General features: G+C 42.4%; 20 protein-coding genes. 17 read left to right on the top strand and 3 right to left on the bottom strand.

All coding sequences use genetic code 11. The features are described 5' to 3' along the window. Positions 1-436: 436 nt before the first annotated feature. The 4 genes from ACJROX_RS25440 to ACJROX_RS25425 all read left to right on the top strand — a co-directional run bounded on the left by ACJROX_RS25440 (position 437) and on the right by ACJROX_RS25425 (position 2,099). Complete coding sequence (locus tag ACJROX_RS25440; protein WP_408008008.1) at positions 437-580, top strand: hypothetical protein; 144 nt, start codon at positions 437-439, stop codon at positions 578-580. Positions 581-749: 169 nt separating this feature from the next. Next, complete coding sequence (locus ACJROX_RS25435; protein ID WP_408008007.1) at positions 750-1,217, top strand: DUF2817 domain-containing protein; 468 nt, start codon at positions 750-752, stop codon at positions 1,215-1,217. A 41-nt stretch (positions 1,218-1,258) separates the two neighbouring features. Then, positions 1,259-1,888 (top strand): DUF2817 domain-containing protein, encoded by a 630-nt coding sequence (locus tag ACJROX_RS25430; protein WP_408008006.1) that lies wholly within the window; start codon positions 1,259-1,261, stop codon positions 1,886-1,888. 1 nt (position 1,889) lies between these two features. Then, on the top strand, positions 1,890-2,099 hold the full coding sequence (locus ACJROX_RS25425; protein WP_408008005.1) for a hypothetical protein: 210 nt from the start codon (positions 1,890-1,892) through the stop codon (positions 2,097-2,099). A gap of 46 nt (positions 2,100-2,145) precedes the next feature. On the opposite strand, the gene ACJROX_RS25420 is transcribed toward ACJROX_RS25425, so the two are convergent. Continuing rightward, positions 2,146-2,331 carry a hypothetical protein gene (locus ACJROX_RS25420; protein ID WP_408008004.1) on the bottom strand — a complete coding sequence of 62 codons (186 nt, stop codon included), beginning with the start codon at positions 2,329-2,331 and terminating at the stop codon, positions 2,146-2,148. Between the two features lie 143 nt (positions 2,332-2,474). On the opposite strand from ACJROX_RS25420, the gene ACJROX_RS25415 reads away from it, so the two are divergent. The 9 genes from ACJROX_RS25415 (at position 2,475) to ACJROX_RS25375 (ending at position 10,311) form a co-directional block, all read left to right on the top strand. After that, the gene (locus ACJROX_RS25415) at positions 2,475-2,837 is read left to right on the top strand and encodes a hypothetical protein (RefSeq protein WP_408008003.1); all 363 of its coding nucleotides are present in this window, start codon (positions 2,475-2,477) and stop codon (positions 2,835-2,837) included. 3 nt (positions 2,838-2,840) lie between these two features. Further along, the gene (locus ACJROX_RS25410; RefSeq protein WP_408008002.1) at positions 2,841-3,269 is read left to right on the top strand and encodes a (2Fe-2S)-binding protein; all 429 of its coding nucleotides are present in this window, start codon (positions 2,841-2,843) and stop codon (positions 3,267-3,269) included. A 93-nt stretch (positions 3,270-3,362) separates the two neighbouring features. Further along, positions 3,363-3,746, top strand: coding sequence for a DUF2512 family protein (locus ACJROX_RS25405; protein ID WP_408008001.1), 384 nt, complete (start codon positions 3,363-3,365; stop codon positions 3,744-3,746). Between the two features lie 48 nt (positions 3,747-3,794). Continuing rightward, positions 3,795-4,157, top strand: coding sequence for an STAS/SEC14 domain-containing protein (locus tag ACJROX_RS25400; RefSeq protein ID WP_408008000.1), 363 nt, complete (start codon positions 3,795-3,797; stop codon positions 4,155-4,157). A 122-nt stretch (positions 4,158-4,279) separates the two neighbouring features. Beyond that, positions 4,280-4,750 (top strand): KGG domain-containing protein, encoded by a 471-nt coding sequence (locus ACJROX_RS25395; RefSeq protein ID WP_408007999.1) that lies wholly within the window; start codon positions 4,280-4,282, stop codon positions 4,748-4,750. Positions 4,751-5,179: 429 nt separating this feature from the next. Further along, a complete protein-coding gene (tnpB, locus tag ACJROX_RS25390; protein ID WP_408007998.1) occupies positions 5,180-6,298 on the top strand; it encodes an IS200/IS605 family element RNA-guided endonuclease TnpB in 1,119 nt (372 codons plus the stop codon). A gap of 169 nt (positions 6,299-6,467) precedes the next feature. Further along, on the top strand, positions 6,468-7,442 hold the full coding sequence (locus tag ACJROX_RS25385) for an MBL fold metallo-hydrolase (protein ID WP_408007997.1): 975 nt from the start codon (positions 6,468-6,470) through the stop codon (positions 7,440-7,442). A 328-nt stretch (positions 7,443-7,770) separates the two neighbouring features. Continuing rightward, positions 7,771-8,733 (top strand): 2-hydroxyacid dehydrogenase, encoded by a 963-nt coding sequence (locus ACJROX_RS25380; RefSeq protein WP_408007996.1) that lies wholly within the window; start codon positions 7,771-7,773, stop codon positions 8,731-8,733. 189 nt (positions 8,734-8,922) lie between these two features. Beyond that, positions 8,923-10,311, top strand: a complete 1,389-nt coding sequence (locus ACJROX_RS25375; protein ID WP_408007995.1) for a hypothetical protein — start codon at positions 8,923-8,925, stop codon at positions 10,309-10,311. Here the strand turns inward: ACJROX_RS25375 and ACJROX_RS25370 are convergent. After that, complete coding sequence (locus tag ACJROX_RS25370) at positions 10,308-10,877, bottom strand: FadR/GntR family transcriptional regulator (RefSeq protein WP_408007994.1); 570 nt, start codon at positions 10,875-10,877, stop codon at positions 10,308-10,310. The two genes, ACJROX_RS25375 and ACJROX_RS25370, sit on opposite strands and share 4 nt — an antisense overlap. A 215-nt stretch (positions 10,878-11,092) precedes the next feature. Here ACJROX_RS25370 and ACJROX_RS25365 point away from each other — a divergent pair, with 215 nt between their 5' ends. The 4 genes from ACJROX_RS25365 to ACJROX_RS25350 all read left to right on the top strand — a co-directional run bounded on the left by ACJROX_RS25365 (position 11,093) and on the right by ACJROX_RS25350 (position 14,537). Further along, complete coding sequence (locus ACJROX_RS25365; RefSeq protein ID WP_408007993.1) at positions 11,093-11,800, top strand: FadR/GntR family transcriptional regulator; 708 nt, start codon at positions 11,093-11,095, stop codon at positions 11,798-11,800. An 82-nt stretch (positions 11,801-11,882) separates the two neighbouring features. Then, complete coding sequence (locus ACJROX_RS25360; RefSeq protein ID WP_408007992.1) at positions 11,883-12,566, top strand: RraA family protein; 684 nt, start codon at positions 11,883-11,885, stop codon at positions 12,564-12,566. Beyond that, the gene (locus tag ACJROX_RS25355) at positions 12,529-13,635 is read left to right on the top strand and encodes an Ldh family oxidoreductase (RefSeq protein WP_408007991.1); all 1,107 of its coding nucleotides are present in this window, start codon (positions 12,529-12,531) and stop codon (positions 13,633-13,635) included. The genes ACJROX_RS25360 and ACJROX_RS25355 overlap by 38 nt, the downstream gene beginning before the upstream one ends. A gap of 26 nt (positions 13,636-13,661) precedes the next feature. Continuing rightward, positions 13,662-14,537, top strand: a complete 876-nt coding sequence (locus ACJROX_RS25350) for a fumarylacetoacetate hydrolase family protein (protein ID WP_408007990.1) — start codon at positions 13,662-13,664, stop codon at positions 14,535-14,537. Positions 14,538-14,660: 123 nt separating this feature from the next. Here ACJROX_RS25350 and ACJROX_RS25345 read toward each other — a convergent pair whose 3' ends face one another. Next, on the bottom strand, positions 14,661-16,391 hold the full coding sequence (locus ACJROX_RS25345) for an IlvD/Edd family dehydratase (protein WP_408007989.1): 1,731 nt from the start codon (positions 16,389-16,391) through the stop codon (positions 14,661-14,663). Between the last annotated feature and the right edge of the window lie 14 nt (positions 16,392-16,405).

Raw genomic sequence — 16,405 nt, 5'->3', positions numbered from 1 at the left:
AGCAATTTTCTTTAAGCGAAATTCACGACACTCCTGCGGGAAAAGCGATCCAGACGAAACCCCGTATAATAATGAACTTCGACTAAATACCACCACGTCCTGTGGTAACGTCGAAGTCAGTAAATCCTGTACAAGTACGTCCTACGCCTGCTGTTACTCGGCGCAAAACTACAAGGTTGGAATGTAAATCCGTGGTCTTGTGGTGAACATCGAATCCAGCATAAGGAAAGCTTCTAAGAATTCTCATCGCAGACACGAAAATGATTTCATTTTTGTGTTGACATCCTGTGCAAGTGATGAGGCTTGCGGATCGCCGGAAAGGGAGTGAGTTTCCCAAAATCAACAATAAGAAATGACAGAGCTTAAAAATCAAGTTTAATGGGCTTCAAACCTAGGAATTAGTATAACCATACTCCAAACAGAAGAGGTGATGAACATGGTAAATGACAGAAAGAATAAAGATTCGAAAGAGCAAAGACAGAAGGAGAAGGACAATGACTGTGATATCGAGCCTCAACGAGAGGTGGAAGGAGAAAAGAAAAATAAAGACAGCGAAAAGAACCCGGATGACTTCGAGTAACGAGGTAAGTTCGAGAAATTTCGTAAGTAATATTTTGATGAAACTGATGGCAATTATGACAAAGTAGAAGTGTATTTTGACAAAATCTTAATTAATTTTGACAATCCTCAATTTTATTTTGACATTTGCAGCTTTAAGGATGAATCAGGATGAGAATGGAGTGGAGGAAATGAGGGAGACAGTAGTTTATTTCAAGAGAACATATGAAGAGTCTCGAAATGTATTCAGGCAGCATTTAGATAAAATCAGAATGAAATGGCCGGAAGCGGAGTTGTCTACAGAGGCGATCGGCAAGGAAAAGGACAATACAATCGATATGATTTACTCTGAAGCACGGACGTCCAATGATCAGGTCGTCTTTCTTTCGTCAGGTCTGCATGGAATTGAAGGATATGCTGGAGCAGCGATGATTCACCTATTTGTTGAAGAGTATCTTGATCAGATAGATCCTGAAACGACCGGTATTTGCCTCATACACGCTTTGAATCCATGGGGTATGAGGAATTTACGACGGGTCACCGAAAATAACGTTGATCTGAACCGGAATTTCTTTTACTCTTCCGTTCCTACTGATGTGAACGAAAAGTATGCAAAAAAAACGACCTTTTTCTTCCGAACGGAAAAGTCAAAGATATAAAGAAAGAAAAGAAAGATTTGTATGCGCAGCTCACAAAAGGGTTGGCAAAGGAAGGATACGCTGGGATCAAAAATGCGAAAAGCATGGGACAGTTCGAGTATGAGAAGGGTGACTATTATGGAGGAAGGACTGAGGAACCGTCAACGACTTTTCTTAAAAAGGTACAGAAGAACCTGTTAGCTGCCTATAAGGGGATAATCCATATGGATTGGCACACGGCGCTCGGACCGACAAATGAACTGACGATGCTGAATTCCACGATTGATTCCCGCAGTGAAGAAGAATTGAAGTCCTTTTATAATCTGAAAAACATCCAAAAATCCTCTCCGGAAGAGGTGAAAGGGGATGCGACCAACTATTTCAATCAATTGAAAGAGAAGGAATTCCCGGACAGATATCTCTTTTCTGCTTTATTTGAATTCGGCACCTTTGGAACAAGCAAGAAAGCGGAGCTTCGTGAATTGACGACCATTGTTTTAGAGAACCAATTGTATTGGGAGGGTGCCGAGAAACAAGAAGATAGAGAATGGGTCATGGAGGAAATCCACAATATGTTCTATCCACCGGAGCAAGAATGGAGAGAATCGGTCATAAAAGAAGGGCGGTTAGGTATCGAGAATGTGCTGGGGAAAGAGGGGATTTTAACTAAAGTCAAAGCGTGGAGTGGTTAGTTTGAAGCAAATTCCGAACGAATCGCGATCCTTATGGAGGGATTTTCAACTGGAAGCCTTCCCGCCGCTTACAGAAGATCTGAAGACGGAAGTAACGGTCATCGGATCAGGCATAGATCGAGAAAGAAGCGGAGTCTTATGCAAAACTTGGTATCAATGGAGCCTTGGGCAAAGAAATCCAGCTTCCATTTCAGGTGGCCTCCGCTATTAAAATGAATGAGCAAGCCCAGTTCCATCCGGTCAAATACCTCGCCGCCCTAGTGGAAGAGCTGAAGAGGAAGAATGTTCTTGGACTCGGAAGATTCCCCATAGACAAATGCGTCCTGATAGGTAAAATTACAATCGATCTGATGCTTATTTCGGATCGCATCAATTGTTTTTAATGCTTCCTGATTGGCTTCATAGTAGAGCTTTGATTTCTCTTCTCCAATCGTGTTGATCAACTTGTCTCCGTATTTTTGAGCAGACGAGAGCGGTGGATATCGAGAAAGGCGATCAACCGGGAGTGACCACGGATCAGGGGCATTCCGTCACTTCTGATCAGGTTGTGATTACTTCCCATTTTCCTTTTAAAGATTTGTAAGGCTTGTATTTTGCCCGCCTTCACGTCGAACGTTCCTACTCGATCGCTGTGAAAACGGATGTGCCCGTTCCGGACGGGATGTATTTGAATACAGAGTCACCAAAACGTTCTTTACGGCATGCGGTGGATGAATCCGGGGAGACGGTGCTCCTTGTCGGAGGCGATGGCCATACAAGCGGTCAAAGTGAAAACACGTTGAGCCATTACGATAACTTACGAGCCTTTGCGGATGAGCATTTTGGGGTCAATGAAATTCCGCGAAGATGGTCTGCCCAGGATATGACGACATTGGATATGGTTCCTTATATCGGCCCGATTACGGAGAAACATCCTAATATCCATGTTGCCACCGGCTTTGCGAAATGAGGGATGACCCATGGGACGATTGCAGCGAAGTTGATCAGTAATTTGATCAGCGGAAAGGAAAACCGTTACGCCGAGCTCTTTAAGCCTTCCCGTTTCAATGCAAAGTCAGATGCAAAAAATTTCACCATCAAAAACGCAGATGTCGCAAAAGAATTCGTCAAAGGAAAATTGGACCGTCGGGATAAAAAGATGGAGGATCTGCAATCAGATGAAGGTGCTGTAGTAAATTTTGACGGAAAGAGAGCTGGCGGCTTTAAGGATTCTGCGGGTAAAGCCAGCCTCGTTGATACGACCTGTACCCATATGGGATGCGAACTGAACTGGAATAATGGCGAACGTTCCTGGGACTGTCCTTGCCACGGCTCACGGTTCGATCCAGACGGAAAAGTGTTGGAAGGGCCTGCCACAAAACCGCTGAAAAAACTATCCTGATAGAATGTTTCAAGGCCCTCCAACCTGGGAATATTTTGTACAAATCCTTATTCTAAAGGGTTGTCAAACTACTTTGAAGGGAGGGCTGAAATCATGGACCATGTAAAAGCTCTGGCGATCAAAGGGGCGATGACACTACCGATTTTGTATCTGATCCTCGGTTTAGGATACGGGATTTCTATCATTAACGTGGTGATTTTCACAGCCATCCTCGGTGCAATTTCCTATATCCTTGGAGATCTCTACGCCCTGCCGAAATGGACAAACATGAAAGCGACGGTGGCTGATCTAGTGCTTACGTTCATCGTTGTCTGGCTTGTCGGGATCATGATTACAGGTTTACAAGCAGGGACGATGGCAGGTGCAGCAGCAATCACAGCAGCCGTCATTGCAACAGGCGAACATTTCTTCCATTTCTATATTTTAAGGAAAGAGCTTGGTCTGAATAAACATTTTAAAGCTTCGCACACCCACTAAACCCTTGATATGACGCTGTTTTTAAAGCATGAAAGGAGGAAGCTTCCTATGTTAAAGATCATTCCCAGCCGTGATGAATCTACGGTTGCATTGGAAATCGAAGGCGATGCAAAGGAAGAAGATACCGACAAGCTCAACCAATATGTACAGGCGAATTTCGGGGAAAATGAATCCTTCAATATGCTTGCGATTTTTCATGATTTGGACAGCGCAACTTTCAAAGGTCTCGTCAAAGGGATGAAATTTGACACAAAGCGCTGGGATCAATTTAATAAATTTGCGATTGTCAGTGGCAAAAAATCGATTGAAACATTTACGAAAATGGGAGATTATCTTCCAGGTGTAACGGCAAAACATTTTAAGAAAGACGAGCAGGATCAAGCATGGCTATGGATTAAACAGGCAAGCTGAAAGGTAAAAGAAAGATTACAAAAATAACAAAAAAATTAAAGGGAAGAATTATCGAACAAAAACGTTTAGAATTTTGTAGACGTGGAAATGTTCATATAACTTCAACAAAGGAGGAATTAATAATGGCACAAGACAAGAACAAAAACAACAATAACAAGATGAGTGTTGAGGAAGCAGGACAAAAGGGCGGAGAAAAAACAGCCCAAAACCATGACAAGGAATTCTATCAAGAAATCGGTCAAAAAGGCGGAGAGAAAACGTCTCAAGAACATGATAAGGAATTCTACCAAGACATCGGACAAAAAGGTGGAGAAACCACTTCTCAAGAGCACGGTAAAGAGTTCTATCAAGATATCGGTCAAAAAGGTGGAGAAACGACTTCTCAGGAAAAAGATAAGGAATTCTACCAGGAGATCGGTCAAAAAGGTGGAGAAACCACTTCTCAGGAGAAAGATAAGGAGTTCTACCAGGAAATCGGTAAGAAAGGTGGAGAAACCACTTCTCAAGAGAAGGATAAGGAGTTCTACCAGGAGATCGGTGAAAAAGGTGGAAAACGAAGCAGTGGAGGCAATAACAGCAACAATAACCGTTAATAGACAAGCCTCCTAATATGCTTCGTCAAAAATAAAACGTATTGAACAAGGATGCCAGCCCCACTGGCGTCCTTGTTTTTGATTGTAAGGGATGAAAAATCATATGTCCACCCCTCTCACTTGATTTATCTGGCCGACTTATCCGGTTCAGCCTCCTCAGGCTGCTTTTCCTTGAAACTTTCACCATAATCCTAGAAAATTCTCATTTACCAGAAATCGGCATTTGATTAATGGATTAAAGGCTTTTGAAGACAGCTGACTATGTGAACAGCTATTTATCGTTTACTGACAGAAGACTCCTACCTCAAGGAATGTGAAGGGCGTATCCCAATGAGTAGGTGGGAGATGAATGTCGGTTGGGGTTAGGCAAAGTGGACCTCGTTGTGTTAGAATAAGAACATACATTCCCTTCAAACGAGGTGGTCATCCGTGTTCGTCAAAAAAGCGTATAAGTTTCGGATCTATTCAAACAAAGAACAGGAAACATTAATCGCTAAAACCATTGGTTGTTCTCGTTTTGTATTTAATCATTTTTTAGCTCAATGGAACGATACATACCGTGAAACAGGCAAAGGATTAACTTATAACGCTTGTTCTTCTCAATTAACACAACTTAAGAAAAAATTGGTTTGGTTAAAAGAAGTTGACAGCATTGCTATACAATCCTCACTTAAAAATCTTGCTGATTCGTATACTCGATTCTTCAAGAAACAAAACAAAGCACCACGATTTAAGTCTAAAAAGAATAATGTACAATCCTACACAACAAAGCACACGAACGGCAATATTGCGATTGTAGGCAACAAAATCAAGTTGCCTAAACTTGGCTTAGTCAGGTTTGCCAAAAGTCGTGAGGTTGAAGGTCGTATCCTGAATGTCACGGTTCGACGTCATCCAACCGGAAAATATTTTGTATCCATCCTTGTTGAAACAGAGGTTGAAGCGTTACCTAAAACCGGTTCAGCTTTAGGGATCGATGTTGGCCTCAAGGACTTTGCGATTTTGTCTGATGGAACAATACATAAGAATCACAACTATTTTCGCAAACTTGAAAAGAAATTAGCCAAAGCACAACGTACGCTTTCAAGGCGTAAAAAGGGTTCTTCCAACTGGCATAAGCAACGGATAAAGGTTGCACGACTGCATGAGAAAATTACCAATGCAAGAATGGATGACTTGCATAAAATCTCGACCGGTATTGTCAAAAACCACGACATCATCGGTATAGAAGATTTACAAGTAAGGAATCTATTGAAAAACCACCATTTAGCCAAATCTATCAGTGAGGTTAGTTGGTCGAAATTCCGTATGATGCTTGAATACAAAGCGAAGTGGTATGGCAAACAAGTGGTCATTGTCGCAAAAAATTTTCCCTCTAGTCAACTATGTTCAAAGTGCGGATACAAAAACAAAGATGTTAAAAATCTCGGATTGCGTAAATGGGATTGCCCTTCTTGCGGCGAACATCACGATCGAGACATGAACGCAAGTATCAATATTCGTAATGAAGCATTACGATTAACCGCAGGAACTGCGGGGATAGCCTAATTAAGAACCGGTGGTTGCACTGGTGCTCTTAGGAATCTCCCACTTCAAACAGACCGTAAGGTCGTTAAGTGGCGAGAGGTTCAATATATAACAGGCATCAGGAACCTAAAAGTGGAAGCCATAATTGATATAGAGTATTGTGTAGATAAGTTCTAAGGATGTGTACATAATGTCAGAAGTTATTCAAGATAATGGACGTACCGTGTACCCGATCATCGTTCCGACTAGTTCAGGCTTAGGCTCCTTCAACTTTTACTTGGTGGAAGAAGAGGGGAGCGTGTCGCTGATTGATGTGGGTATCAACACAGCAAAATGCTGGGATTTTTTCAATGAGTCACTGGGCTCCAACGGGTTTTCGCTTGAGGATTTGGATCGTATCATCATTACACACAACCATGAGGATCATGTCGGGTTGGTCGATCGTATTGTTTCGGAGCGCGATATTCCAGTGTATGTACCTGAACATTCGATCCAACGTTTGAAAAGAGACAAGGACTTTTTCCGAATGAGGATCGAGTTCTTTGCCCGGTTATACCGAGAGATGGGATGCGGAGAGACTGGAGAGAAACAGATTGAAAAGCTTAAAGCCGCATTAGGGGACCATGATAAAAAGAAAGTTCAAGCTGATCTCACACCGATCGAGAGTGATCCTATCTGCGGATTAAAAACGATCCACACTCCAGGCCATTCACCTGACCATCTTGTTTTCTTGGACGAAGAGCGGGAGTGGCTTTTCAGCGGAGATCTTCTCATCAAGCATATTTCGAGCAACGCTCTAATAGAGCCTGATTGGGAAGGCAATCGCCTCCCGACTTTGTTGCAACATGAACAATCCCTGGAGAAATGCCGATCCTTCGATGTTCAGGTTGTTTTTTCAGGACACGGTGCCCCGATCGAAAACCCTAAAGATTTGATTGAAATGAGGCTTGAAGGAATAAAAAAGAAAGCCGAGAAGATGCTGAACCACGTTAAAAGGGGTGTAGATACAGCGAGTGAACTCGGAAAAACCATGTATCAAGGTAAATATGAAAGCCAATTTTCACTCGTCATGTCCGAAATCATCGGTCACTTGGATTATTTAGAAGCGAATGGGAAAATAACGAAAGAAATGGACCATGGCGTATGGCGGTATAGAGCGCTTTGAGGAATTATCTTTAAAAAAACAGCATCCTATCTTTAAAAATTAGAAATTAACTTTAAAATGGCATTATCTTTAATCCCAATCGATTATCTTTAGAACGGGAGAATGATTTTAAAAACATAATTTAAACAGAAATACTAAAACGGAGGGTCTATATCCTTCTGTTTTTTTTTGAATAATAATTTTAGAAAATACAGAAAACTATTGCAAATAAAAAAGTGGTCTGCTATTCTTCTTTTTAAAAATCACTTTCCTAAAGCGCTTCCATGTAGAAGTATTTGAATTTAGTCCGATTTCGCTCCAAAACAATAAAAACAAAGGAGGCTACCACATGAAACCTACCATTTTCATCACGAGAAAGATAGATGACCAGATTGTAGAAAAAATAAAAGAGACTTGTGAAGTCGATATGTGGCCGGAAGAAGAAATTCCGGTTCCCCGCAGTGTTCTAGAAGAGAAGGTCAAGTATATCGATGGATTGTTTTGTTTGCTGACGGAGACGATTGATAAGAGTCTGTTAGAAAAGGCAGAAAACTTGAAAGTAGTCAGCAACATGGCGGTTGGCTATAACAATATCGATATCCAAACTGCGAAAGAAAAAGGGATCACGGTGACAAACACACCTGGAGTCTTGACTCAAACAACAGCAGACCTGACGTTTGCATTACTGATGGCAACGGCCCGGAGGTTAGTTGAGGGTTCTTCTTATCTAAGGGATGGCGAATGGAAAACTTGGTCGCCGATGCAATTGACAGGTCAGGATATTCATGGAGCGACTTTAGGGATCATTGGAATGGGACGAATTGGTGAAGCACTAGCCAAGCGGGCATTAGGCTTCGATATGAATGTCATCTATCATAACCGATCTCGGAAAACAGAGGCTGAGGAAAAGTACGGTATCACTTATGTAAATATGGATCAGTTATTGAAAGAATCAGATTTTGTTTGTGTTCTAACCCCATATACAAAAGAGACACATGATCTTATAAGTGAAAAAGAACTTTCCTTGATGAAAGACACAGCCATTTTGATCAACACCGCCCGTGGAGGAATCGTGAATGAAGAAGCGTTGTATAAAGCATTAAAAGATCGAAGGATATGGGCTGCTGGACTAGATGTTTTTCAAGAAGAGCCTGTTCCGCTTGACCACCCGATCCTATCCCTTCCTAATGTGGTCACTCTCCCGCATATCGGTAGCGCCAGTATCAAAACGAGATTAAAGATGGCGGACGTCGCAACTGATAATTTGATCAAATCATTGAAAAATGAAACACCGAAATACGTGGTAATTTAATTCTTATTATGATTAAAAAACGCTCATTTTTAACCTTCATTAAGGATGGTTCAAAAATGGGCGTATGTTTATTTCGTGAGTCGAAAATCTTGAATTGAAAAACCTTTCATACTATCATTCTATTTATCTCTTCCAAATTCAGTCATCCATGATCAAGTCCAAAAGAAGCCATACAAAGGTGGAATGAAGATGCCTCATCCTCAGGTTCAAAATCAAGTAAATCCTTCTTTTCAAATGAAAAGTAACCTGACTTTGGCGATGTGTTTCGTGTATTTCGTTAATTTCTTTGTCCATTCGTTCAACTTCCAAATCTTCTTAGCAGGTTTAAGTATCGTCGTTTTTTTGTTAAGCTTACAGCATTCAAATTCCACCCCACGCATTTTTTCATTGTTGATGTTCCTATCAGGGGCTGCCTTTTACATATCAAAAGGGGTAGGATTAAATGAAATTGTTAATGGTGTGACAACAAACCTACCGATCTTGATCTTAGTCATGCTGGTTCCGTTGATTTCAATCCCGCTCAAGATTGGCGGTTATTTTAAAACAGTACGGTTTTATCTTGAAAAAATGATGGCCAGTAAGAAAAAGCTGTTCGGCAGTATCTCCCTCATCATATTTCTCCTTGGACCGGTATTGAATCTAGGATCGATCCGGGTGTTACACGAAACGATCAAGAATATTAAATTATCGCCTGTATTTCTGGCAAAATCCTATCTTGTAGGATTTTCAACCGTCATTTTATGGTCGCCTTATTTTGCATCCGTCGCATTGGTCTTGTATTATTTGAAAATCCCTGTATTGGACTATCTTCCATTAGGATTATCAATGGCAGTCATCCAATTGATTGCAGGAAACCTTTTGTTCGGATTATATCTTAAAAAGAAACAGAATAGCGGGTACATGTTAACAGAAATCGGTTCAGTAGAAACCAACAATCTGGGACAGCAAAAGAAAATAGTCCATTTATTGCTGATCATCCTTCTCTTGATGGGATCGATCTTTTTATTGGAGTACCTTACAAAATGGCCGATGATGTTCCTGGTCAGTCTAATGTCGATCATGTATCCGTTGCTTTGGTCCTTAGTAAAACATAAATGGAAAGATGCAGAGCAACTATTCGTCAATTATAAACAAGCATCGTTACCGAGGATGAATAACGAAATCGTGTTGTTCATCAGTGCAGGCTTTTTTGGAAAAGCACTCGAGGGCACGATCATCGCGTCCTGGATCAAGCAATTCTTGAATATGATCGCTTCGACTTCTTTCCTCTTGTTCAGCTTGACGGTAATGGGAATCATCGTGATCCTGTCTTTCATCGGTATACACCAGATCGTAGTTGTCACGGCACTTGTGACACAAATCGATCCTTCCTTGATCGGAACTACCCCAGAGGTCATCGCCTTGCTTATCATGATTTCATGGTCCATGGGCGCTGTTTTAAGCCCAGTGAACCCATTGAACCTGCTTGTCAGTAATTCATTGAAACGATCCGGACTTCATGTCGGATTTAAATGGAACGGTGTTTATCTCTTGATGATGTCCATCATCGGAACAACATTCGTTTACATCATCCACTAAAATGAATTGAAAAAAGCTGTCAGAGTCGCTTTATCTTTTTTATAAAATGCGATTTTCAAATCATCAACAGTTGCGGAAATCGTCAAGTTATCGAGGTAGCTGTTTTCCACAAGAAGTTGATAAATATTGTTCCATAGGAGTAAATAGTAATCATTCTCTATATGCTTTCCAAGTTCATTGACCCATTTGGAAAATTCAACCCAAAATGTATGATCCTCGCCTCGTGTAAGACTGATTGAAACTTCTTTATCCAGGGTCAATAAAATGATTTTCTCCGCATTCATCAAAGCGACACCAAAGTATTTTTCCAATGTTTCATGTTCTAAAGCTTGTTGGATGATTCGGGAGGGAATTAAAAAGGGTGGGGGATCAGAAACGAACGTACCGCCCCCTTGACGGGATTCCAAATACTTTAAAAGCTCTAAGATCCGAAGCCCTTCACGGACAGAAGATCGGCTGACTGCAAGCAGCTCACTCAACTTTCTTTCCGGTGGAAGTTTCGCTCCTTTTTGAAGTTTTTCTTCATGGATATATGTAATGATTTGGCGGATAACTTCTTCGAACATCCGTGGGACAGAACGTATTTGGTAGTTGTTTTCCATAATCGATCACCGTCTTTTATCAATAATAGTTATAGTTTAACAAACCATCTGGTTAAAAAATAGATAATTAGGTGTTGACTGAAATTACAAAATTATTTACTATTTCCTTAAGGGTATTATTATTGGTCAGACCATAATAAAATAAACTTGAGTATATCTTAAATAAAAATGGTGATGAAATGGCGTTAAAACCTATAAAGAAAAAGCGGTTGTTCGAGGAAATCATACTAGCGATAGAAGAGTACATACACGAAGAAGGGATCCGCTCTGGAGAAAGACTTCCGTCCGAAAATGAATTGTCGGAACTGTTCCAGGTAAGCAAGACTGCTGTAAGAGAAGCGATGAGTGTGCTGCATGCGAATGGCATCATTGAAAAGAGGTCTGGAGCAGGAATTTTCTTGAAAGACCTTCATGGTGAATCCATTGCGAAGAAGGTGACGAACAATCTGCTTGATCGGAAAGAATTGCAAGAAATCATTGAATTCCGACGAGGGATTGAAGTGGAAGCTGCAGCTCTTGCTGCTACCAGGGCGACAAAAGAAGAACTGGATATGATCATCCAAGCCCACCAAAAACAAATCGAGGCACATAAATCGGGGGAATTAGGGATCGAAGAGGATTACATGTTCCACTATTCCATCATAATCGCCTCACACAACACGATTTATAAAGATGTTTTTGATAAAGTATCGACGAAGTTCGAAGAGGGGATAAAAGTCAGTAAACTTCAATCGGCTAAAGTGCCCGGTCGGTTTGAAGAAGGCTATAAGGAACATGAAAAAATCGTTCAAGCCTTGAAAAAACAGGATCCGAAGGCAGCAGCAGATGCGATGCGCTACCATCTCGATCAGAACGAACGAAAGATTTGGGCACATCGAAATCGGTAACAAAGGAATCTACACGTTAGGTTCTTTTCGTTATATTGGTCTGACCATAATAAAATATTAACAAACTAAAAGGAGGATCTTTATGGGAAACGTAGGGTTCCGCATAAAACAAGACTTTAAACGTGTCGATCCTGCAATCATTGAAAGATTTAGAGATATTCCAACGCCCAATATCGGGGATGTCATGGGGAGGCAATGGGCGATGGACCATTCGATCAAACCGGTCAATCATGCTGGCATCCATATTTTTGGAAGCGCATTCACTGTCCGTACTCATCCAACAGATAACCTGCTTGTACATAAAGCGATGGACCTTGCCAAACCAGGGGACATCATCGTGATTGATGCCTGCGGTGATATGGGGAATGCCATTTTAGGGGAAATCATGTGCCACTATGCAAAGCTCAGAGGGATTGCTGGTTATATCGTTGATGGCCCTGTCAGAGACTTGACAGGAATCGCTGAAATGGGATTCCCGGTCTTTGCAAAAGGCGGAACACCTAGAGGTCCTTATAAAGAAGGGCCAGGAGAGATCAATACGACGATTAGTTGTGGAAACGTTCCGGTTTCTCCTGGCGATGTCATTGTTGCTGACGATGATGGGGTTATGGTCATTCCTAAAGATGATGCTGCTGAAGTACTGGGAAATGCGACTGAGGTTTTAAAAAATGAACAGAAAATCATCCGATCCATTTATGAAGGCAACTGGGACCGAAAGTGGGTAGATGATGTTTTACAAAAGAAAGGATGTGAATTTATTGACTAGTTTGGCGGAAGAGCGAATCCCAAAGGATCTCTTGGAAAGGTTCGTTGAAGAAATCTTTATTGCTTCCGGGCTTGATGAAAGGCAATCCAAATCCATTTCCAAGCATCTTGTCCTTGCCAATGCGAGAGGTGTCGATTCCCATGGTGTGAGCCGTGTTGAAATTTATACGAAACGACTTGATCTTGGACTTGTAAATAAAACATTCGAACCAGTCATTACGAGGGAATCTCCTGTAAGCGCCTTGATTGATGCGCAAAATGGTTCTGGAATCCCTGTAGCGAAACACGGAATGGAGATTGCAATCAATAAAGCGAAAGAATCCGGAGTAGGGATTGTGGGGATCCACAATTCAAATCATTGCGGTATGTTAGCCGATTATGTGAATGATGCTGTCAATCATGATTGTATCGCAATCGCAACGACCAATGCGCCTTCCAATATGCCGCCATGGGGAGGGAAGGACCGCTTTTTTGGTACGAATCCATTCGCTTTCGGTGTGCCTGCCGGAAACGAAAATAACATTTTATTCGATATGGCGACAAGTACGGTAGCACGGGGAAAAATCATCCTGGCCCAAAAAAACAATCAAGAAATACCTTTAGGTTGGGCATTATCACCTGAGGGGGTGCCGACGACTAACCCGGATGAAGCACTGAAAGGTGTCGTTCTTCCTGTAGGCGGCCATAAAGGATATGGAATCGCCTTTTTGGTCGAAGTTTTATCAAGCCTCTTCACTGGGGCAGCATTCGGTCCTTTTATCGGTGATCTTTACAATGAGTTGGATCATACGCAAAATGTAGGCCACTTTTTCCTTGTCATGCGTGCCGACTTATTCCAAGGGATCGAAGAGTTTAAAATGAGGATTGACCAGATGATCCATGAAATCAGGGAGATTCCATTGATGGAGGGTATTGAAAATATCTACCTTCCTGGTGAAATTGAAATGGAGACTCGACAGGATCGAGAAGAGAAGGGGATTCCTCTTTCGAAAGAGATCCGTAATGAGCTTATAAAAGTAGCGAAACGAAATCATGTAAACGAGCGTTTGTTGACGGAAATACCGAAATAAATGTTAAGCGAAAAGGAGAGGGCAATATGAGATTAGCAACTGTTAAAAGGTATGGACAGGAAAAAGCAGCGATCATTATCGAAGAAGGGGCTATCCTGGTCGAATCCCTTAACCGGAATACCAATTCGAATTGGGCCACTGGACTTTTTGACATCATCCAATCAGGGCAGCTCACCCGTATGAAGGAGTGGTTCCAAGATGAGGGAAAAAGCCAATTGAGCGAATTCCATGAAATCATCCCGAAGAGTGAAATCGACTATGCTCCGTTATATCGCCATCCCCGTAAAATCTGGGGAATCGGCCTGAATTATGTCGAACATGCATCAGATTTGAGTGAAAAGGCTCCAAATACAGAGCCGGCAAGCTTCATGAAGCCTGATACGACCATCATCGGCCCGAATGATACGATCAAAATCCCCCATCAGTCGGACCGTACGACTGCCGAAGCGGAATTGGGCGTCATCATCGGGAAAGAGTGTAAGAACGTAAGCGAAGAGGAAGCATCTAATGTTATAGCAGGATTTACCACGATCATCGATATGACGGCAGAAGACATCCTGGAACATAACCCGCGTTATTTGACCAGATCGAAGAGTTTCGATACATTTTTCAGTTTCGGGCCTGAGCTTGTTACGCCAGATGAAGTTGACGAAGTACATGATTTGAATGTATCCACTGTCATCAACGGTGAACTGCATCGGAAAAATGTTGTGTCGAATATGACTTTCCGTCCGTGGCATCTAGTGTCCTTCCACTCAAAGGTTATGACTTTGTTGCCGGGGGATATCATTTCAACAGGAACGCCTGGAGCTGTCGTCATCAGAGATGGGGATGTGGTGGAGTGCCACGTTGATGGATTTGAAAAACTGACCAATCAAGTGAAGGATTTGAAGGCTGAGTAATTGACAGAGGATTTTAAGAACGCAAAGACCGGGTGAGTGATCACGCCGGTCTTTTACATGATTATATGGGGCTATATATCGGTGCAATTTTGATTTTTATCGGTGCAAATCCGGAATTTATCGTTAATTTGACTTCAGAGGGACCTTCTTTTGACTTTTGTTTTTAACCGGGAGCAAAAAGTCGAAATCACATCCTTCATCAGCCTGCAGGACATGTTGTTGGAACAATTTCGTATAGCCTCGTTCGGCAAGAACCGGAGCCACCCATTCATCTCTTCGTCTGTCCAATTCTTCATCTGACACGAGAAGCTCTAATTTCCTGCTTTCAACATCCAATTCAATGATATCTCCCGTTTTGACCAATCCAATCGCACCACCTGCCGCCGCTTCAGGCGCTACGTGAAGGATGACAGTACCAAAAGCTGTCCCGCTCATCCTCGCATCGGAAATCCTCACCATATCACGGACCCCTTGTTTTAGCAGTTTTGGCGGGATCGGCAGCATCCCTGCTTCAGGCATCCCGGGAGCGCCGACTGGTCCAGTATTTTGCAGGACCATGATGTCATCAGGTTGTATATCTAGATCAGGATCATCAATTCGTTTTTCGAGATCAACTGTCGAACTGAAAACGACAGCTCTCCCGCGGTGTTTCAATAGTTCGGGCGAAGCTGCCTTCGGCTTGATGACAGCCCCGTTAGGAGCAAGGTTTCCTTTTAATACTGCAATACCGCCTTCTTTATGTAATGGTTGGTCGAAAGATGATATGATCGGCCGGTACACTTCAGAAAATTCAACTGCATCAATCGTTTCCCGGAGTGTATTGCCAGTTACGGTAAGCTCATCAATGTGGAGGGAAGACTTTACTTCTTTCAAAACGGCAGGGGTTCCTCCAGCTTTGAAGAAGTCTTCCATCTGGTATTCTCCCGCAGGTCTCAGATTGGCGATCAATGGCGTCGTCCTGCTTAGTTCATCAAAACGCCCGAGAGGCAGCTTAATACCAAGCCGACCTGCTATCGCAATGAGATGGATCACAGCATTGGTCGAGCCCCCGACAGCCATAAGGGCTCGAATGGCATTTTCAAAGGCTTTTTCTGTCATGATTTTCGAAGGGGTGATTTCCTTCTCTACCAATTCTACGATTTTTTTCCCTGTATCGACTGCATGTTTCATCCGACGGTTGTCGGTGGCTGGAATCGCAGCACCTTCCGGAAGCATCATTCCCAAAGCTTCAGCACAAACGGCCATCGTACTTGCACTGCCCATCACCATGCAATGGCCTGCTGTCGGTGCTAATGAAGCATTGATTTCGCCGAGGCTCTTTTCGTCAATCTGTCCACCGCGATATTCCTGCCAAAAGAAACGACAATCTGAGCATGCACCTAATGTCCTGCCTTGATATTCGCCGTTATTCATCGGACCGCCTGTAATGAGGATCGAAGGGATATCAGCGCTTGCAGCACCCATCAATTGGGAAGGAGTGACCTTGTCACAACCACCGATCAGCACTACCCCGTCAATCGGTTGTGCCCGTATCATTTCTTCTGTATCCATCGCGGCAAGGTTTCGATAGAGCATAGTAGTGGGGCTCGTGTTTATCTCTCCTAATGAAATAGTCGGAAATTCAAGAGGTATGCCGCCAGCCATTAAAACACCTTTCTTAACCGCGTCAACAATAGGCCCAACATGTGTATGACATCTATTGATTTCGCTCTTCGTGTTACAGATTCCGATCACAGGTTTATCGTAATCTTCAGGTTCAAAACCGAGGTGACGATTGAAGGCTTGTCGGATGAATTTACTGAATCCAGAATCACCATAAGATGTAAGCTTCTTTGAATCTTTTTGGCTTGTCAATGAAAAAACCCCTT

Source organism: Pseudalkalibacillus sp. A8, from assembly GCF_045920555.1.
GTDB lineage: Bacteria > Bacillota > Bacilli > Bacillales > Fictibacillaceae > Pseudalkalibacillus.
This window is presented reverse-complemented; position numbering and strand designations above follow the sequence as displayed.

Excerpts from the sequence above, each read along its gene's own strand:
- ACJROX_RS25385 (WP_408007997.1), top strand. The coding sequence starts at position 6,468 with ATGTCAGAAGTTATTCAAGATAATGGACGTACCGTGTACCCGATCATC.
- ACJROX_RS25375 (WP_408007995.1), top strand. The coding sequence starts at position 8,923 with ATGCCTCATCCTCAGGTTCAAAATCAAGTAAATCCTTCTTTTCAAATG.
- ACJROX_RS25395 (WP_408007999.1), top strand. The coding sequence starts at position 4,280 with ATGGCACAAGACAAGAACAAAAACAACAATAACAAGATGAGTGTTGAG.
- ACJROX_RS25405 (WP_408008001.1), top strand. The coding sequence starts at position 3,363 with ATGGACCATGTAAAAGCTCTGGCGATCAAAGGGGCGATGACACTACCG.
- ACJROX_RS25410 (WP_408008002.1), top strand. The coding sequence starts at position 2,841 with ATGACCCATGGGACGATTGCAGCGAAGTTGATCAGTAATTTGATCAGC.
- ACJROX_RS25370 (WP_408007994.1), bottom strand. The coding sequence starts at position 10,877 with ATGTTCGAAGAAGTTATCCGCCAAATCATTACATATATCCATGAAGAA.
- ACJROX_RS25380 (WP_408007996.1), top strand. The coding sequence starts at position 7,771 with ATGAAACCTACCATTTTCATCACGAGAAAGATAGATGACCAGATTGTA.
- ACJROX_RS25365 (WP_408007993.1), top strand. The coding sequence starts at position 11,093 with ATGGCGTTAAAACCTATAAAGAAAAAGCGGTTGTTCGAGGAAATCATA.
- ACJROX_RS25350 (WP_408007990.1), top strand. The coding sequence starts at position 13,662 with ATGAGATTAGCAACTGTTAAAAGGTATGGACAGGAAAAAGCAGCGATC.
- ACJROX_RS25435 (WP_408008007.1), top strand. The coding sequence starts at position 750 with ATGAGGGAGACAGTAGTTTATTTCAAGAGAACATATGAAGAGTCTCGA.
- ACJROX_RS25355 (WP_408007991.1), top strand. The coding sequence starts at position 12,529 with ATGTTTTACAAAAGAAAGGATGTGAATTTATTGACTAGTTTGGCGGAA.
- ACJROX_RS25360 (WP_408007992.1), top strand. The coding sequence starts at position 11,883 with ATGGGAAACGTAGGGTTCCGCATAAAACAAGACTTTAAACGTGTCGAT.
- ACJROX_RS25400 (WP_408008000.1), top strand. The coding sequence starts at position 3,795 with ATGTTAAAGATCATTCCCAGCCGTGATGAATCTACGGTTGCATTGGAA.
- ACJROX_RS25440 (WP_408008008.1), top strand. The coding sequence starts at position 437 with ATGGTAAATGACAGAAAGAATAAAGATTCGAAAGAGCAAAGACAGAAG.